The following is an 18234-nucleotide window of genomic DNA, read 5'->3' on the forward strand; positions in this document are numbered from 1 at the left end:
ATAAATTTACCGGACCTGGAGATTTTATTACAAAGAAAACGATGATTGAAAGCAGTGTCGAAATCGTCAAGTTTCTTTTTTTAGTGTTACTCATATAAGAATATTTCTTTACCTAATCTGGTGCCCCAACCTGGTGCAAGCTGCCTGTGCTAGTTAGGGGCTATTCATCTAAATCGATACTAATTTCAAAAGAATCAGAAGAAATTTTCAGATCGTATTCTTCTTTTAATTTGTTTAGGAGCTGCTCGTTGAACCTATTCATTTTAATAGTTTCTTCTGCCCAGCACTTATTTGAAGACACTAAAGCTTTTGCTTGTCCAAGATCAATTTTTCTTGCTTTCCTAATTATTTTTATAGCATCTATCATTGAAACATCAAGTGCTTTCAGATAACATAACACTGTTTGCTCTTCAGTTCCCTTTTTAAGCTCTATCAAGCATAGTTTGATTAGTTTTTCACTATCGTAATACTTCATTTTAATAATTATTCAAATTTAGTGTAAGATCAATAGATTTACCAGGACTTGCAGAACTACTGTTGGGCACTCTATCACCAGTAATTCTTAATTTATCATAGCCTAGATCTTTTGCAGCATTAATAAGTTCAGTTTTATTATTTAATACAGTACCAAGTATTTCATTTTCTAAAGAACCGCCTGCAGAATTATACACAGTTATATTCTCCAAAACTAACTCAAAGAGTTTTTCCTTGATTAGAAGGCAAGTTCTTGTATTGTTTTTTCACCTCTTTTGAGATTGCATTTGCAACTTTTACACCATCTGCACCAACCTCATGTAAATGCCGAAAAGTATGAGAAACTTGGTTGTAATTGTACCAAAAGAAAGGTTGAATGTACTACCACCTGCTTTAACAACCATCGAAAGACCTTTCCCTAATACATACCCACCAACCAATCCAATAGAAGCATCTCTCCACATTCCAAAAAGAGCTTGAGAGGATGTTTGATAGGTTATGTTCCCTTTACTATCCCAAGACACTTTTACCTTACCATCAAAAGCAAATACTATATCATCAATTATACCATTTACCCAAGCATCATATTGATCACGGTCAGTAATCTCAGTGGTAGAACCATCAGCATTTCTAACGCCATCCCAATCTGTTTCGCCATCTGTAGTCATGTCATCTATAACATCCTGAGTTGTATGAACTACCAAGGCATTATCCTCCCCGTCATCATATACTGCTTCTCCATTCACGTAATAAACAGTCCGACCATCAGGGTCAATGGCATTCAACGGATTGTTCATTACATACGCATAGGGTGAAATATCTGGGTAAAGCTCATGAGCTGGGTCTATTTGCATCATCCGCCCTGTTGCTGGATCCATCCCTCTGGCAATCATGTGGTAGATATCCAATCCCGCTTCGTCATCTAACTCATGTCCTGTAAACTTGTAGTTGTCGTTGGGGTTGGCTGTGTTATTAGATCGCCCCGGCATTTCCAGGCCAAAGGGGTAATAATCATCATGCCCCAGTACAAAACTTTTTCACTATCCAACTTCTAATTCCTACATACAGCATTAGAGAATAAAGAGTAAAGAATATACCATAGAATATTCCATATAAATCTGGTATTCGATTATTCAAAAAACCAAAACCTATAAAAAATACTCCAAAAAAACCTGAACTAATGAAGTATGCATTTACAAACTTATTTAATAGGTGCTTCTTATCCAATGGACTTTTCTTAGTCAAACTCTCGTAAATCTTCTTTAGTTGCTTCTATAGGATTTTGAAAAAAACTAGTTATACGGAGCAGAGCTCCGTAACAAGTTTATGCGTTAGTTGGGGGGGCACTATATAAATTTTCCCCCCAACCTGGTGCAAGCGTCCGCTTGAACCATTAGTAAACCAACATCAACCTCTCAAACTATCTAACCGCACAAGCGGACGCTTGCGCTAGTTAGGGGCTTTAGCCCAATTTACTCAAATTTGAATCTCCCATACTCCAAATCTGGATAGGTACCATATTCAAAATAGATGTACCCATCCCTGATAATAAGATCTCTTACTGGCTCATTGATTCTCTTTTGAAATACAATAGACAAGTCTTCTTTTTTGAGCACTAACAATTTAGAGTAGGTTGGAAAAACCAGAAATTTCCAACCCGAATCAAGCTGAGGTAAACCAGTTATTAAACCTAGGTTATCATTATCAACAAACCGAATATAAACTCGGTTCGGGAATGATTTAGAGATTCCACCATACTTAATTTCAGTGCCTAGATCCTCCAATTCATATCCTTGATCCAAGAAGCTTTGAATTGGAGATTGGTTTTTTATAAATAGATCTTTTGCATCATTATCTAGCTTTTCAAAACTACTGCTGCTTAAAAACCAATAAGAAGTAAATGCCAAGAATGCAAGCGGTATTATGTAGTAAGCTTTTTTCAAATGTTTATTTTCTCGTTTAGTTTTCATTAAGGTAATTATTGATATAACTAATTAGTTCTTCTGTATTATGAATTGTTGTATGCGAGGATACCATTCCATCCTCTCCAATGATATTTACTCCAAATGTCCCATCGCCATTATCCGATAAAACATATCCAACTTGTATATTTTCAGCTCCTTCACGTGATCTTGAGGCCATACCTAATGTAGAAATAGAACCTCCATTTATTTGAACCTGATCATAATTTGAATAAACATTTATTACACTCGAGGCAGCACCATCATTTAGTTGATAGTCATTTCTATTTGGAGTCCCAAGTAGAATTAGTCGATCAACTATTATACCATATTTTTTCTGGAGGATATTTGCTGCTTCGATAGAAACATTTCCTCCATGACTATGTCCAACAATTTGTACCAGCATTACGCTTACGCTAGCTGGGGATCTGTTGTTGATGTTTTTATTAGAGTATCCTACTATCTCAATTCTCTCGTCAGCTGTACGGCAGTAAGACTAGTTGGGGGTATTAATACTCAAAGCCAAAAATATAAACCCTGAAAAAAGTACTACAAAACCCATTATAAGAAGTACATATAAAACTTTGTGTTCTTCTCTTGCAAATTTGTATAGGTTGAACTTCTCTTTTTGAGTTTTGTAATCATACTTTCTAAACTGATGAATAATTAAAATTAAATTAATTATTGTTAACCAGATTATTCCTACTCGAAATACGGTAAATGTTAAATCTGACATAAATAAATTACTTTAAGTTATTATTAAACTATTTCTTACTGCAAATATATTCTTGAAATGAAGCTATTCTAAACTAACCATCTTTAATTTTTTAAGCCGTAAGTGGATTCAAAAATAATATCACAAATCCTGAAAAAAATATTATAAGTCCTATTAAAAAAAGAGTGTACAAAGTTTTATTATTTTCTTTAGCAAATTTAATTGATCCTAAAAAATCCTTCGGTTTTTCAGAATCATTATTTTTTCGCATTGAAATAGTCAAAATTAAATTAATAAGTATTAACCATGTTATTCCTACAAGAAATAGGACAAAAGCTATATCTGACATGACATATGTTCTATAGAATTAATAATTAGGCCCATCTAGCATTGAGTGAAATTTTTATTAATTACACAAATAAAAGTAGCTTTCTAAGGATTACTACTTTCCGTTTTAATCCTGTTTAACCCATTCTTCTCCATTCCAAGTATAAGTTCCTTGTTCCGTATTTTGAACATTCTCGGAGGCAAATTTTTCATCAAACCCCTCAATTTTAGCTTTCGCTTCTTTATAAGCAGATTCAAAAGCATTCAAAAAAGCTTCTGCTTCTGATTTAGAAAACCCATAGTCATTTATTAATGAATTTAATACTCCTTTAAGGCCATCTTCCTCAATATTACCTAATCCTTTTACCGTAGTATATGCTAACTCACCATATGCTCCTACAAAATTACCGAAACCCCAACCTGGTAATGAAAAGGTAGTACCTGAAGCTGAGTTATCGTTTTTTCCGAAAAAGTCGCTTGTAAAGTTACCTTCTAAACTAAATGCACTTAATGAAGCAACTTGTAGTGCAGCTCCATAATTAGTTCCCCATCCGCTTAAATTATATATAGTATCAAGTCCACCGTAAGATGAAAGTTCAACAGAAGCACCATAACCTGCACCAACTCCTCCGGCTACTCCTGCAGTCCTTACTAGTCCCACATTATTATTATCATCAACTGCTAACCCTACTGATAGTGATCCTCCTAAAAACTTATACATTCCTCTCACTGTTACCTGAAATGTAATTACCCAAAGACCATTAGGGTCAACATATCTTGTAGGATTATTTAGAACGTAGTTATATGGAGAAACCGAATGATAGATATATTCAGACGGGTTTGTCATATGAATAAGTGGATCAATACTTAGCCATCTTCCTGATATTGGATCCATCATTCTCGCTCCTGCGAATACTAAATCTAACCCAGCTTCTTTATCCCGCTCATGCCCGGTGAACTTATACAGATCATTCGGGTTGGAGGTATTGTTGGAACGTCCAGGCATAGTTAGCCCAAAAGGGTAATAATCATCATGACCCAGTACATTTCCATCCCGGTTTACCGTGGCACGTACCGTTCCCAGGTGATCTTTCACAAAGTATTTTCGCCCTTTGTGCTCCTGGATGGTGTAGGTTTTGGTTACCAGGCTGCTCCAGTCCCCGGAGTTATCCCTTACTTTAAACCCAACTGTTACCGTAGTAACTCCACTAGCTAATTGGTAACAGCCATTAGAAGGGCTACCATGCAAAGCAAAGCAACGAGTAAAGGAGGCCGTGTAGGAGGAGGTAGCCTGCAGGACACCATTAATATAAAACTCGGTATAGTTTACATAACCGTCCGGGTCATAACTGGAACCCGAAGAAAAAACCACATCTTCAAGGTTAGATTGGTTAGGTAGGGAAAGTAGGTAAATTGTCTCTATATCTTTCCTTTGAAATTATTTTGACTTCTGGAAAAGATTCCATTGCTCTTAAAATCTTCTCCTTAATTTTCTCATAATCTTGAAAAATCCACCCTATAGCTATTGATTTTCTTTTTGGACCATAAATTTTTATAAAATTTGACCCTACCTCGACTCTAGTAAACTCTTTATAATAAATCTTCAATGACCTTATTCTCTTAAACTCGATAAATTCATTTGTAACTATCAGTTTATTCTTAAAGGAAAAGGCAAAGCCTAGAACTACTAAAAGAAAACTAGGAATCACAACCACCAATATTAAACCTGACTTAGAATAGGAAGGATCATACCAAAGATTAGGAAACTTGATAAAAACATAGATGCCAAAAAGAATCCAAAAAGAAGTCATAACAAAACGAACAAAAATGCGCGGTCTAAAAGTATCCATAAAATAGTTTATGCTTTTCAATCATTTTCGGGTTTTTGTTCCTTTATCTCAATAGTAATATTTACTTCATCATTTTTATCAAGTAAACCTTGAATCCAATTACCTAGCCTAGTTAAAGCATTTTCTGTTCCAGAACTACTCATGCCTCCAGAAACTTTTTTAGCGACTTTTTTTCCTGCTGATGCAGCAAACCTTTGCCCAGCTGCATTTCCTAGCTTTGAACCTGCAGCTCCACCTATTGCATCTGTTATAACATCCCCAGCTTCTGTAGATTCTCCTGAGATCATTCTGTCATATTGTCCAGCAATGACTTCAACACCAGCTCCAACTAATATATCATAACCAGTTCCTGGAATTATATCACTAAGTTGATCTGCTACTATCGATCTTGTGGCTGCTCCAGTTGCATCAGGCTCAGAAGGGAATATACCATACTCAAATGATACACCTACAGCTGTCGCGGCAGGAGCTTTGAAAGCTCCATATGCCAATATGTGCCCTTTTATTGCCGTCTCTGTTTCAGTTTTAAAACTTTCTACATCAAAGCTTTCACTTTGTGCCCTCTCTGCTGTAGCATTTGTCCAGCCTAATATACACGGAATACACCCAGGACCACTTTTAGCACTCATCCCAGTAGGATCCACCAAATTCAATGGATTATTATGCACGTAATGGTATGGAGTCCAACCAGCAAACTGGTCAGATAACGGATCAATCTGCATAAACCTACCGGTAATTGGATCATAGGTTCGGGCATTCATGAAATCTATAGTCAAGCTTGCTTCATCATCTCGCTCGTGTCCAGTGAACTTGTAATTATCATTAGAGTTAGCTGTGTTATTAGATTGCCCAGGCATAACTAAGCCAAAGGGATAGTAATCATCATAACCCAATACATTTCCATCCCGGTTTACCGTGGCACGTACGTTGCCAATATGGTCATTCACAAAGTACTTTCTTCCTTTGTGTTCCTGGATGGTATAGGTCTTGGTGACCAGGCTGCTCCAGTCTCCGGAGTTATCCCGTACCTTAAAACCTACGGTTACTGTGGTTGCTCCACTGGCTAGTTGGTAACAGCCATTGGAGGGGCTGCCATCCAAGGCAAAGCAACGAGTAAAGGAGGCTGTGTAGGAGGAAGTAGCCTGCAGAACACCATTAATATAAAACTCGGTATAGTTCACATAACCGTCCGGGTCATAACTAGAGCCGGAGGAGAAGACCACATCTTCCAGGTTATAAAACCAGGTTTGGTTTGGGGTAGAAGTAACCACCGCTACGGGGGGTATGATAGGTTCCCATAATTCAGATAATTAAGCTAGGCTAATCACATTTTATATTTGGTCGCTCAATAAAGCCTCTATCACTTACCACTTTTTTATATTTGGTAAGGTCATCTTCACAAAAGAAATAGCGAACGCTTTTCCCATCGCTTTTTACCCTAATATCTATTTCAGGAAGCTTGAGTAAACCATTTTCATCATCCTGGAGTATGTCATACTTTTCATATACTGCCAACGCTTCAGCAGTTAATGCATAGTCATTATCCCACCAAAGGAAAAGTTTACCATCCTTCTCGATAAAGCGAGAAGGCATTTTACCTATACTTCCTGGCACAGTTTCTTCTGTTTCAAGCAAGTAAATAAAATTCTCATTTATCATAACTAATATAAGTCCATTGTAGGCATCTAAATATTTAATATTTACCCGAAAAACCTGGTACTTATTATACATTTTTGTTGTGTTTGAAAAATCAAGAATAGCATTCTCAATTGCTTCTTCTTTCCCCCCATCGCGAATCAACTCTACTTCAAATGGTTTTGTAGTATTACACCCAAAAACTAACAAACAAATCATCAGAAGTTTTCGGGTATGATAGGTTCCCATAATTCAGATAATTAAGCTAGGCTAATTACAGTTTAACTTTGGTCGATTAATAAAGCCTTCATCAGTTACCACTTTCTTATATTTGGTAAGGTCGTTTTTACAAAAGAAATAACGTACTTCTGTATCACTAAATTTTACTTCGTAGTCTTTATCTGGAAGTGTAATCATACCATTTTCATCATCCTGAAGTATGTCATATTTTTCATATACTGCCAATGCTTCGGCAGTCAATGGATAATCATCATCCCACCAAAAAAATAATTTATCATCTTTATCAATGAATCGGGTAGGCAATCTACTTTTTGTATTTCCAGGTACTGATTCTCTTGTTTTGAGTAAATAAGTATAATTTTCCCTTATTAAAACCAACATGAGTCCATCATAGTTATTTAAATATTTGATATTTATCGAAAAAATCTCATAATCATTATACTTCTTTGCAGTATTGGAAAAATCAAGAATAGCATTCGCAATTGCTTCTTCTTTCCCCCCATCACGAATTAGTTCTGCTTCAAATGGTTTTGTAGTAGTACAAGTACACCCAAAGACTAACAAACAAATCATCAGAAATTTTTGGGATTGGTTCATTTTTGCAGCTCTTTTCATAACTAATTTCAATAAGTAGTTCTAGGAATAGTAGTATATGGAAATCTAGGAAGCCTACTTCCGTTCTTTCGATCACGGGTCAAAATATAAAACTGTAAGTTTGGATTTTTGTCGAGTTCACCGTCTCTTTCATTAAAATCGGGGCCCGATGGTGACAATCTATCCGCGAGACTCAGGCTATAGTCAATATGTGTATGGAAAAGTCCAGTGTTCAATAACCCGTACCCCTTGCTTGCTCCATAACCTTGAGCATGATGTTTCAGATTGTTGCGATACCTACCCAACGTAATATGACTGGTTTCTCCTCCTTCTGTTTCTGAGAAATATGCTCCGCCTATTTCTTTGTTCACATGTTCAGAAAGTGCTAAAGCAAATTCTTCCACTTGTTCTGCGGTAGGTCCATCTCCACCTACTGCTATGATATTGTCGTCATCCCGAAAATTCATTCCTTCTTCTACTATCCCATCAGCTATGTTATCAATAGCTACTTTGGGTTTCCCTTTTTGAGATTTTCTTACCATCCAGCCAAATAGCTTACTGTCTCCTTTTCGCTTTACATTGCCTTCCTTATCAGAATGTAAAATGCGATCTGGCTCGTCATTAATGTCACCAACTCTTACAAGTTTTCCAGTTTTATAATCAATAATGTAGTCGGTTAACCCATCCGGATCTACCCTCAACATTGGATTGTTTTGTACATAATTATAGGGCGTTACCCATTCCCTTCTGGAAGAAAGCGGATCAATCTGAGCAAATCTACCTATTACCGGATCATAGCCTCTGGCATTGGCATGGTACATTTCCAATCCTGCCTCATCATCTACTTCATAGCCGGTATACTTGGTATCATCTTCAGGGTTAGAGGTATTGTCAGACCTTCCAGGCATTACTTTTCCAAAGGGGTAATAGTCGTCATAGCCTACTACGTTACCATCTACATCTACACTGGTACGTACACTTCCCAAATGATCGGCAATGTGATAAATGCGCTGAGGGCGCTTTACGGTTACCGAAATGCTTTTGGTATTTGTTAACCCGATGTTGTTCCACACTTTTAACGATACTGTATAACTCTGCTCATGCACATTAGCTGGTAAAGTAAATGTGTGAGTTTTAGTAGACCCATTATAGGTAGAACCTTCAATGGTCCATTGATACGTAGTGATATACCCGCTACAATTATTGGGGGTACTCGTGGTGCCTGAAAACTGAATTTGGTCTCCGCTTCTAAAGGTTAAACCGGTTGGTGTATTTGTAATATTGGCGGTAGGTGCAAAGGTACATTCTTCGGTTGCAAAGGCTAAAGAAACAGCCAGGAAAATAAATAGAGCGCTTAAGACTAATCTTTTCATTGGTTCCCTCCTGTTGAGTCTGCAGAAACCGGAGTAGGCCTTTTATCCTTTTTCCTTTCTCTTTTTGCTTTCCATTCTGCATCCAGCTCTTGCAGCCGTATTCTCGCACGGTCTGCATTCGCTCCGGCTTTTCCATCTCCTTCTACTTCTAATAAGGTTTCCATGGCCTGCTGCCTTAGGCCCTGCCTTATTTGCCAGTCAGCTTTTAATAACCTCACCCTGTCCAACCGTTCGGGTTCTTGTACCGTCCATTCCAGCCATTCCAGATCATGGGTAAAGGTGCTGTCCATTAATTCCTCATCCTCCAGGCGCATTTCTACCCAGCGGATGCGGGTTCGTTGTTTTTGGCTGGAGGTACCGGTGTCTTTCAGCCCATTCATCGCTCTACGAAGCATGGCTTTATTTTTACCCCTTTCTCCAGCCTGAACCATATACTCCCAACCTATTCTCCGCATTTGCTCGTTGGGATGTTCTTCAATGAGCTGTTCAAGAGCATCTTTGGCTTTTACTATTTCGCTGGAATCTTCCTCTTGCAGGTAGCTAAACCCAATGGACTGTAAGGCATATCCACGTATGGCTTCCTGATCATATTCTGGTGCTAGTGCAAGTACTTCCCGCATGGCCTGCCGGGATTCGGCTCTCCTCCCACTATTCATTAACACACTTCCTTTCAGGTATCGGTAGTGCGCTTTTCTATAAGGATCCGGGGCTTTGTTGTACCAGTCTTCTACAATACTAAGTGCTAACTCCGATTGATCATTACCATTCAATACTCTGGACAGGTATCCATGAAAATCATCGTTGAAGGTCTCACGATAATGGCTTCGGTATTGGGCGTACATGGCTTGTGCACCTGAATAATCGCCCTGATCAATGAGTTCCATGGCCCGGTAGTACTCGTAGTTACGGGTTCCGCCATAGGTTTCGGCTGCTGCTGCGTAGTTGTTTACCTGAAGCCCGGTTCCCTGTACCGCTTCTACTCTACCTGTAGATTTATTGTAGCTAAACTCAGCAGTATAGGAACTGGCTTCGGAATCCAGTACCAATAAATGATCCAGAAATCCGGGAAGCTGTTCCCAACGCCACACTCCTTCGTATTCCCACACGAATTTAATGGGAAAATCAGCAGTGGTTCCTGCCGGGAAGTTAACGGCGGCTTCCCATATCCCGTTGCCCTGGTCTTGGAGATGGGTTATCCCATCCGGCATATTCCAGCTTAAGTCTCCATAGGAGCCCATAATCCCTATTGCATCCGGTGCCTCTCCATTCAGAGATAACTGATCGGCATTGAAATGGAAAATGATGGTTGTATTTTTACTGAGTCGTGGCCCTCCCATAAAATGGATGACATCATTGAACTCCGTTCTGTTTTGTACCGGGTAATATTTGCGATTAGCCCAGCCTTCGGGTTCTTCCTGGCCGTTTTGGGAGACTATGTAGTATTTGTATTCAAAAAATTGATCGCCCGGGCTAAAGCTTCCTGTCCAGCTTCCATCTTGTTGCTGCTCAAGAATTGCAGCAATGGTAGCAAATGTGACTCCATCACTGCTCGTTCGCAGTTCAATGCGATCGTTAGAAGTCGCAACACCTTCAGGTACAGTAAGCGTAATCGGTACTTGGCTACGAATTTCGGTTGAAAGTACAGCCAGGGCAAGAAGGGTGATAATGAATAGTGGTGTTTGGTTAAATCGTTTCATGATGTATTCCCTCCTCTTAGTAATTAATAATTCCTAGCCCACCGGGAAGTACCCAGTAACTCAGGTTCGAGCCTTCATACACCGCTATTATTTCTCCGGCTGCTCCGCGTACATACCAGGTGGTGGTGCCACCAACCAGTTCTTTTTTCACCCTGTTTCCATCACTATCGTAAGCAAACTTCAAGGTTCCTGAGCTTGTAACGGTTTGGTCAGGAAGGTTACGCCAATCATAGCTAATGCTGGTAATGTTTTGAAGATCATTTTGGGTAACATTTCCATTTGCATCATGTGAGAAATCATTATTAGGGCCATTTAGAATAACCGTAAGCAGCTTATTGGTGTTATTTACATATACATGGTTAATAACATCAGAACTTGTGGAATTAGGGAACCGCTCAATTTTCTCGAGATTCCCATTCCTATCGTACTCATAAGCCACATCATAATTTGAACTATTACAGCTTGCACCTCCGTAACATGCTTCGGCTAACCGATTTGCATTATCATATGAATAATCATAGGTAACCCCGGAAGTAGAAATAGCAGATTGTTTCCAGGTCTGTTTACTGATATTTCCGGAGTTATTGTAGTTCAAAGCCAAAGAAAAACGATCCCCGCCAGCACTTGTACTTACACTACCGTTGTTAATTTTATCCAGCCATCCCTGAACCCTGTAGGTGTAATCAAGGGTTTGAGCTAAGTCGCCTGCAGGCCCAAGCTTTACCTGTTTCACTGATCCGTCTGCAAAGTATACATATTCTGCTTCCCTAACCGCCGTAGCAGGATCACTGTATTCGTTGGAATTCACATATTGTAATCTCCCAAGTTCATCATACTCATACCAAAAGTAGAAATCTTCGCCAGTCGTTTGTGAGTCAAAGAATACTCTGGTTGTTCTTCCTAACTCGTCATAGGTATAATAGATGGTTTTATCATGGGAACTGGATTGCCCCGGGAGCCGTTTTTCAATCCATTCAACCAGACCAAGATCATTATAAGAATACCAGGTATATCCCCAATTACCCAGATTGGAGAGGTCTTGATAGTCGACTCGTGTAATCCGTCCTTCCAGGTTTTGAGCACCAGGTGCAAGATTAGTACCATCGTAATGGTATTTTATATACTGAGTATAACTGAAGTATGGGAAGTCCTGATCGTTTATATCGGCTTCATCACTAAAGTCTGCCGAAGTATTTCTTTTACCTATTTCAGTGGGGCGATCCAGGTCATCATACTTGGTATAGTAGTAATGATCAGATACTGCATTTAATGCAGGGTCTTTATGAAACCGTAATCTCCCTTTGTCATCATAGCGATACTCATGAGAATCTGTTTGATCAGTTAGCTTTTTCTCCACAAGCCTACCTAGCTCATCATAGGTATATGTGGTAGGGAGATTTCTGGGATCCTCAACCCGAATCAGGTTTCCTCTTAAATCATATTCAAATTCGGTTATAAGATCACAAGTAGGTAGGGCTGGTGGTGTAGGATCCGAACACGTTGTCTTTGTTTGCCCGTCGAGAGCCCCATCCCCGTCCATGTCCACTCCGCTTGCTATGGTTCTTCCCCATCCATCGGTATAGGTAATCGTCTTTTTACCATCCGGGTCTTCAACAACCACTTTATTTAGTGTATTAACAGCCCACGTTTTTCCGTTTATGGTAAACGTTTCTGTTGTATTCAGCCCATAGGAAGTATTGACATCATAAGCACTTCCTCCAGGCATTCGTGTTTCAATTGTACGAGCAAGAGGACTATCTTCATGATTATTGTAGGTGTACGGGTAATTTGCACCTCCGGAAGTTCCATCGTAATAATTATCCAGATCAGAATCCCAAAATACTGTTCCAGGTGCGCTAAAGGTAGGCCCAAAAAGATCATTCAAAAAAGTTGATTGGTTTGATTTAATGAATGGCCTCGATACTGCTTCGGGAATGCTCCGAGCATCATATTCCATACCCGATATAATAGATTCGCTGCCACCTCTTTGTTGGGTTTGAACTTCACGACCCAAGCCATCCAAATAGGATACCGTTTCAATACCCTCAAATAAAGAGGTTACTTCTGTAGATGAGAGAGTTCGGTCATACAAACGGAAATCTGCAATAAAGCCTTCTAAATCTCCCCAGGCTTCATCTGTTGGTCGAGCAATTCCTAAGCTAAGGGGAGAACTTCCACTGTTTGCGAGCGCATTCTTCCATTCTGTCCAGGTCTGGATTAATTCACCGTCTAAATATAGTTTAGTTTGATCAGCAGATGCACTGTAAGTCAATACTAAGTGATACAACACATTATTTGTGATCCCGGCATCAACAGCTCGACGAGTATCTTCTGTACCCGACCCTGTATCTAGATAGATCTCTATATCAGTGCCCTCAGTACCTATTTCAAGGTTATCATTAGAAGCTGATGAGGATTGAGCAACCAACACATTATTGATTAGGTGATTGGTATCTAAGCTGGTTCCGGCTGCATCAGAATATCTCTTAAACCAAAGTGAAACAGAGAATGCAGACGCATTATCCATAAATGATACATCTCCAAGGCTTACATAATCGTTATCACCATCGAATACAACAGGTTGTGATTGTGCTTCTTCGGGCTCTTCCAGCCCATCTACCATCATTATCTGTGAAACGTAATTTGGATCGGTAGCACTGTAACTACCTCCGTTACCCGATATAGAATAGTAATACTTGTTCATCAACTCAGCGGACAGAGGAGAAAAATTCGTCTTTAGCCTTCCAAATTCGTCATAACCAAATCCTACGCTATTGGAATTTTCATTAGTTGTCGAATTAATTCTGCCCAATGCATCGTAGGCTGCGGATGTACAAAAGTCATCACTCGAACATGCTGAACCGTCTAGCCCATTAAATCCCTTTTGTATACCAGTAAGATATTTACCACTAACCCCGTTAATTCCGGTATTAGAAAAAGGCGAGGTGTTATTTCCGTAATAGTACTTCGTTTCATCATCTAGCGCGTCTTCTACTTCAAGTACATTTCCATAACTATCATACTCATTGATTTTGAAGGTATTAATAGACGTAGTAGACCCCGGATCATCTGGTGTCGTCCCGGTATCCCAAACCCAATACTCCGAAGGCATCCAATTTCCGGTGGCCCCGGTTATACTAGTACTCCACTTCAACCATTTCTTACTTAACACTGCATTTGAATTGGCGTTTTTTACCGTTACCGAATACGGGTAAGAGAGTAAGTTCAACCCCTCCATAGCGGTATAATTTATTCCTGAGCGATTAATAGTGTGCGCATATTCGTATTCAGTAGCTACTGAATCCTGGTCATCAGAATTAGTTCTTACTTCTTTTGTTAACTGAAGGTGGTCTTCATCATATTCAAATCTGGTGGTAGTGGTTAATTCTGAACCTTGTGAGGCTGGATCATAAATAGTGACTTCCTGCTTTTTTAAAAAATTCCATGATGAAATATGCTCGTATTTAATCAAGAAGGTTTGAGGATAGTTCATTGTAATACCGACTTGATCGAGATCTTCCGCATTTGTAGTCGATATCCCTAAATATCGATTATGTGTTGGTGAGGTTGATTCATCTTCAACAATACTATCATAATATTCATTAACCGTTTTTTGAAGTAACTGATCGCTGGAATTGTAAACAGAATGCGTAAGTAGTAGCCCTCTTCTGCTATCCATACTACTTCGGTACCCAAAGCCCCAATCAAAATTAGAAACTGTATCCAGGTAATAATCATTAGGATCCATGTACTTTTTATAGTACTCCATCCAGCCCCAGTTTAATTCTTCCAGCGTACTCCCGGAAAATGTCTGGAGAAAAAGATCAACAATAGCAGTTTCTAGGACTTCATCGGGATAATCCTCAGGAGAAGTAAAAGTACTTACTTCATAGCCATACTCTCCGGTAGCTCCATGAGTTACTTTAACTTCGTTATACCCCACAATCCCTCCTAGTGTTGTTCCAAGAGGAATTAATGAATGATCCAGTAACCCATAGGTGATATCATATTCGCCACCTATCTGAGAATTCAAATATGGGATTTGGTAAGTAGGTTCAATAACTAAAGCACCACTACTTCCGGTAGTAACTCCTACTGTATAGGAGTAACTTTTCACAATAGGTGTAGCTCCGGAATGCGAAACGGATTCGATTTTCTTTATGCGCAAGCCTCCTGCCGTTTTATTTGAGGAAAGACTAGACGATCCGACAGCGTCATATTGATTAGCTTCAAAAGTAAACTCAGTATACCCACCCGTTGGATAGTATATTTTTGATAACATTCCAGATTTCATGGCTGCTTCATCTGGCTGTCTTATAACATCGTCCGGGCCAGTCATCCCCAAATAATCTGTTTGTGGAATACTAAAAGGGTGATTTTCAAATTCGTTGTTAAAATACCCCCAATGATCAACAGCAGAGGGGTACTTGGCAGGAAACACGGTAGGGTTGATATCTCCACCTACTCCCTGAACAAAATCAAGGTAAGCTGGTAATGTTACATTTACGGTAGTTGTTACAAAAGCATTGGTGTTATAATTGTAGTACTTAAATGGGAAGCCCGTTTCATTATACTCAAAAGAGTAGGTCTCCAATGCGTTATCATTTGGGTCGGCTATATCTACCGAATTAAGCTTCAAACGCTTAAATAAGTCTGGCTCGTTTACCAGATTGGTATGCCCTAATAGCAAGGATACATCTTCGTTGAAGTAATCATAATTGAAATTCCATCTTCGTACTTCTTCACATCCGGAAGAAATTTTATGACATAGACGAATACCTAATAGTTTGTACTCCTGAGCCTGTAATCCCAACGGGAAATCTGAATAATCTGTGTAATCATAAGTATCGTCGTATGAAATGAATATTGGGGCATCGTATCTGTCCGGGGATGTATTTGTATCGAAATATAAAATATGGGAATTGGATTCGATCCGACTTAATCTCCTTACCTTATGAACAGATTGAGTATTATTTACTGCTGTCTTAAAAAAAGTAACCGGAGTATAGCCAACAAAAGTTGGATAGGAAGAGTAATCCGGAGTTGAAACACCATCGTCTGAAAAAGAGACCGACCTGTTATAATAGTAGGCTGTTTCCTGATCTGTATAATATAGATCAATGGTATCGGATGAATTCGGAAACTCTATCTTGGTTAAATACCAAGAAATCCTATTCTGAACTACTGAGCCCGATTGTGCTCCACTTATTAATCCAGATACACCTGTTTGAATATGTATTTCATCTTTATCAAAGGTGTATTTGATGCCGTTTTCATCGGTTATACTCCATGAGATAATTCCATAGTTGTCAAGGTTATTAACTTCTATTTTTAAGTTACTATGAGGAATTGTCTGAATGATAACTGAATTATCTACCTGGTCATTGGCATCTAACAAATCCGGAGGGAGTACAAACTGCCCCGAATAAGGCCCAAAGTTATAGAAAAAGACATCCGGCTCGGTATCATAGGAGCCGCTTCGTAATCTATCTAAGCTATTGGTTGTAAGGTTGGTTACAGAATCTTTCTCAGCTTGGGTAAGAGTACTCCCATCTACTCCATAATCCATAATCCATAATGGGATGGTCGTGAATATATTCTGCAGTAAAAAGATAGGCTAAAGAATATGGATCATCATCTGCATCTCCTCTTGTAGAACGGGTAATAACCCCACCGGCATTAAGAGACCACCCTAAACCAACCCAGCTTGCAACTTCCTGTGCTTTAATACCCCCGGCATGATAGCTCAATGATATAGGCAATGAATAGGAAGCTCCGGTAATTGTGGTAATAGGGATAGATATATCTGGCACTCCAGTATATAGACTGACTGGTGTTTCTCCATACTTGCCTAATGAATAAGCGGTAGGAGACTGAAAGGACTTGTAGGAATAATCATCAAATCCCTGACGTGCAATTAGCTCAATTGGGTTTGACAGAATAATACATGCAATAAAGCATATGGCTTTGAATAGAGCTCTCATAAGCGATAGTCAACTTAGTTGTTAAATTTCTTCTTAACCGACTAACGGATAGCCTAATCTATCCGTGAATACATACACAAAAGCCCAGCTAATTTTTACTTTTGTATATATCCCATTAGTTAGAACTGCGAATATAGATAGTGACTCCTCGATAACTATGTTCCCTAACTCTTGTCGTTCCATCAAGATGTTTAATACTGCCAGAAATTACAAATGCTTGTATGTTACCAAATTGTTAACTGGTTTTAGTGCTATGTGACTAAGTGGTTTGTGGGGCTTCTTTCTTCTTGGGAGGCACCTTTCCAGGTCATCCCGCACCCCGTTGCGGGATCTGCAAAGCATGACTCGTTGATATAGGAATTGCTATATCAACGTTTGGTTTCCTGACAGATCCCGGGTCTATGCCCGGGATGACGAGGGTAAGGAGAATTAGATTCGGAAACATTTACAAAATCGTATTATGATTTTGTTCATGGATTGGCTAGCATTTCCAAAATTCAAAAGTGCATTATGAAGTTTTTATTACCAGTTCTGATTATATCATTTAGCATTAGCTCTACCGGTACCGAAGAAACCCGAAGGTGGGGACAAATCGGGCACCGTACCACGGGCCATATTGCTACTCAACTACTTACCGAAAAAGCAGCTAGTGAGGTTGACAGGGTACTCAACGGTAGTTCGCTTGCTGAGGCAAGTACCTGGATGGACGAAATGAGATCATATCCTGATTTTAGGTATATGAGCCCCTGGCACTATGTAACCCTCCCTCCTGGCGAGACTTATGAAACGGTTGAAAAAGCAGAAGGCGGAGATGTTATCTGGGCAATCAATAAAGTGGTATCTGAATTGAAAGGGGGCGGTCTTTCGGATGAGGAAGAAGCGAATAATCTGAGGGTGCTTGTACACCTGGTTGGCGACATACATCAGCCCCTGCATGTCGGCAATGGTACCGACCGTGGAGGAAATGATGCCCGAGTTACCTGGTTTGGAGATGACTCGAATCTTCATCGGGTGTGGGATTCTGAAATGATCAATAGTAAGCAGTTAAGTTTTACCGAGCTTTCTGATTTTATTGATGACGAGCTGGATGCTGCTACAATCCGGGAATGGCAGTCTGCTACTGTGTATGACTGGGCTTATGAATCTCAGGCTTTATTGGATCAGGTGTATGAATACCCTGAAAATGGACGATTAGGTTACCAGTATTCTTTTCATAATTTTGCTACCGTTGAACTGCGCCTTCTTCAGGCTGGCGTTAGACTAGCAGGAGTAATTAATGAGATTTATGGTGAGTAAGGATATCCTGGCTAGTCAGTTACCATAGGCTATGTCATCCTGAACTTGTTTCAGGATCTGTAAAGGAACCATGCGTCGATTAAGCAAC

General features: G+C 39.4%; 18 protein-coding genes. 1 reads left to right on the forward strand and 17 read right to left on the reverse strand.

The genetic code is table 11. From position 1 onward, the window contains the following. Positions 1–160: 160 nt before the first annotated feature. From ED557_04075 to ED557_04155, 17 genes are all read right to left on the reverse strand, one after another. Entirely contained in the window at positions 161–475 is a 315-nt protein-coding gene (locus tag ED557_04075; GenBank protein ID RNC85952.1) for a hypothetical protein, read from the reverse strand. Position 476: 1 nt separating this feature from the next. Further along, entirely contained in the window at positions 477–686 is a 210-nt protein-coding gene (locus tag ED557_04080; GenBank protein RNC85953.1) for a hypothetical protein, read from the reverse strand. Between the two features lie 84 nt (positions 687–770). Beyond that, positions 771–1463, reverse strand: a complete 693-nt coding sequence (locus tag ED557_04085) for an RHS repeat-associated core domain-containing protein (GenBank protein RNC85954.1) — start codon at positions 1461–1463, stop codon at positions 771–773. Between the two features lie 25 nt (positions 1464–1488). Further along, entirely contained in the window at positions 1489–1719 is a 231-nt protein-coding gene (locus ED557_04090; protein RNC85955.1) for a hypothetical protein, read from the reverse strand. A gap of 227 nt (positions 1720–1946) precedes the next feature. Beyond that, positions 1947–2444, reverse strand: coding sequence for a hypothetical protein (locus ED557_04095; protein RNC85956.1), 498 nt, complete (start codon positions 2442–2444; stop codon positions 1947–1949). Beyond that, positions 2434–2841: a hypothetical protein gene (locus ED557_04100; protein RNC85957.1), complete on the reverse strand. Its 408-nt coding sequence runs from the start codon at positions 2839–2841 to the stop codon at positions 2434–2436. The genes ED557_04095 and ED557_04100 overlap by 11 nt, the downstream gene beginning before the upstream one ends. Before the next feature lie 90 nt (positions 2842–2931). Next, positions 2932–3171, reverse strand: a complete 240-nt coding sequence (locus tag ED557_04105; protein RNC85958.1) for a hypothetical protein — start codon at positions 3169–3171, stop codon at positions 2932–2934. Between the two features lie 91 nt (positions 3172–3262). Then, positions 3263–3499 (reverse strand): hypothetical protein, encoded by a 237-nt coding sequence (locus tag ED557_04110; GenBank protein RNC85959.1) that lies wholly within the window; start codon positions 3497–3499, stop codon positions 3263–3265. Positions 3500–3604: 105 nt separating this feature from the next. After that, positions 3605–4849: an RHS repeat-associated core domain-containing protein gene (locus ED557_04115; protein ID RNC85960.1), complete on the reverse strand. Its 1245-nt coding sequence runs from the start codon at positions 4847–4849 to the stop codon at positions 3605–3607. 19 nt (positions 4850–4868) lie between these two features. Then, a complete protein-coding gene (locus ED557_04120; GenBank protein RNC85961.1) occupies positions 4869–5327 on the reverse strand; it encodes a hypothetical protein in 459 nt (152 codons plus the stop codon). A 17-nt stretch (positions 5328–5344) separates the two neighbouring features. Further along, the gene (locus tag ED557_04125) at positions 5345–6598 is read right to left on the reverse strand and encodes a hypothetical protein (GenBank protein RNC85962.1); all 1254 of its coding nucleotides are present in this window, start codon (positions 6596–6598) and stop codon (positions 5345–5347) included. Positions 6599–6647: 49 nt separating this feature from the next. Then, positions 6648–7211: a hypothetical protein gene (locus tag ED557_04130; GenBank protein RNC85963.1), complete on the reverse strand. Its 564-nt coding sequence runs from the start codon at positions 7209–7211 to the stop codon at positions 6648–6650. 21 nt (positions 7212–7232) lie between these two features. Further along, positions 7233–7817 carry a hypothetical protein gene (locus ED557_04135; GenBank protein ID RNC85964.1) on the reverse strand — a complete coding sequence of 195 codons (585 nt, stop codon included), beginning with the start codon at positions 7815–7817 and terminating at the stop codon, positions 7233–7235. Between the two features lie 8 nt (positions 7818–7825). Beyond that, positions 7826–9169: a PKD domain-containing protein gene (locus tag ED557_04140; protein ID RNC85965.1), complete on the reverse strand. Its 1344-nt coding sequence runs from the start codon at positions 9167–9169 to the stop codon at positions 7826–7828. Continuing rightward, positions 9166–10866 (reverse strand): hypothetical protein, encoded by a 1701-nt coding sequence (locus ED557_04145; GenBank protein ID RNC85966.1) that lies wholly within the window; start codon positions 10864–10866, stop codon positions 9166–9168. Before ED557_04145 ends, ED557_04140 begins: the two co-directional genes overlap by 4 nt. A 16-nt stretch (positions 10867–10882) precedes the next feature. Beyond that, on the reverse strand, positions 10883–16435 hold the full coding sequence (locus ED557_04150) for a hypothetical protein (GenBank protein ID RNC85967.1): 5553 nt from the start codon (positions 16433–16435) through the stop codon (positions 10883–10885). Next, entirely contained in the window at positions 16395–16850 is a 456-nt protein-coding gene (locus ED557_04155) for a hypothetical protein (protein RNC85968.1), read from the reverse strand. The genes ED557_04150 and ED557_04155 overlap by 41 nt, the downstream gene beginning before the upstream one ends. A gap of 510 nt (positions 16851–17360) precedes the next feature. Between ED557_04155 and ED557_04160 the strand changes: the two genes are divergently transcribed. Beyond that, positions 17361–18146: a S1/P1 Nuclease gene (locus tag ED557_04160; GenBank protein RNC85969.1), complete on the forward strand. Its 786-nt coding sequence runs from the start codon at positions 17361–17363 to the stop codon at positions 18144–18146. Positions 18147–18234 lie beyond the last annotated feature (88 nt).

This window comes from Balneola sp., assembly GCA_003712055.1.
GTDB lineage: Bacteria > Bacteroidota > Rhodothermia > Balneolales > Balneolaceae > RHLJ01.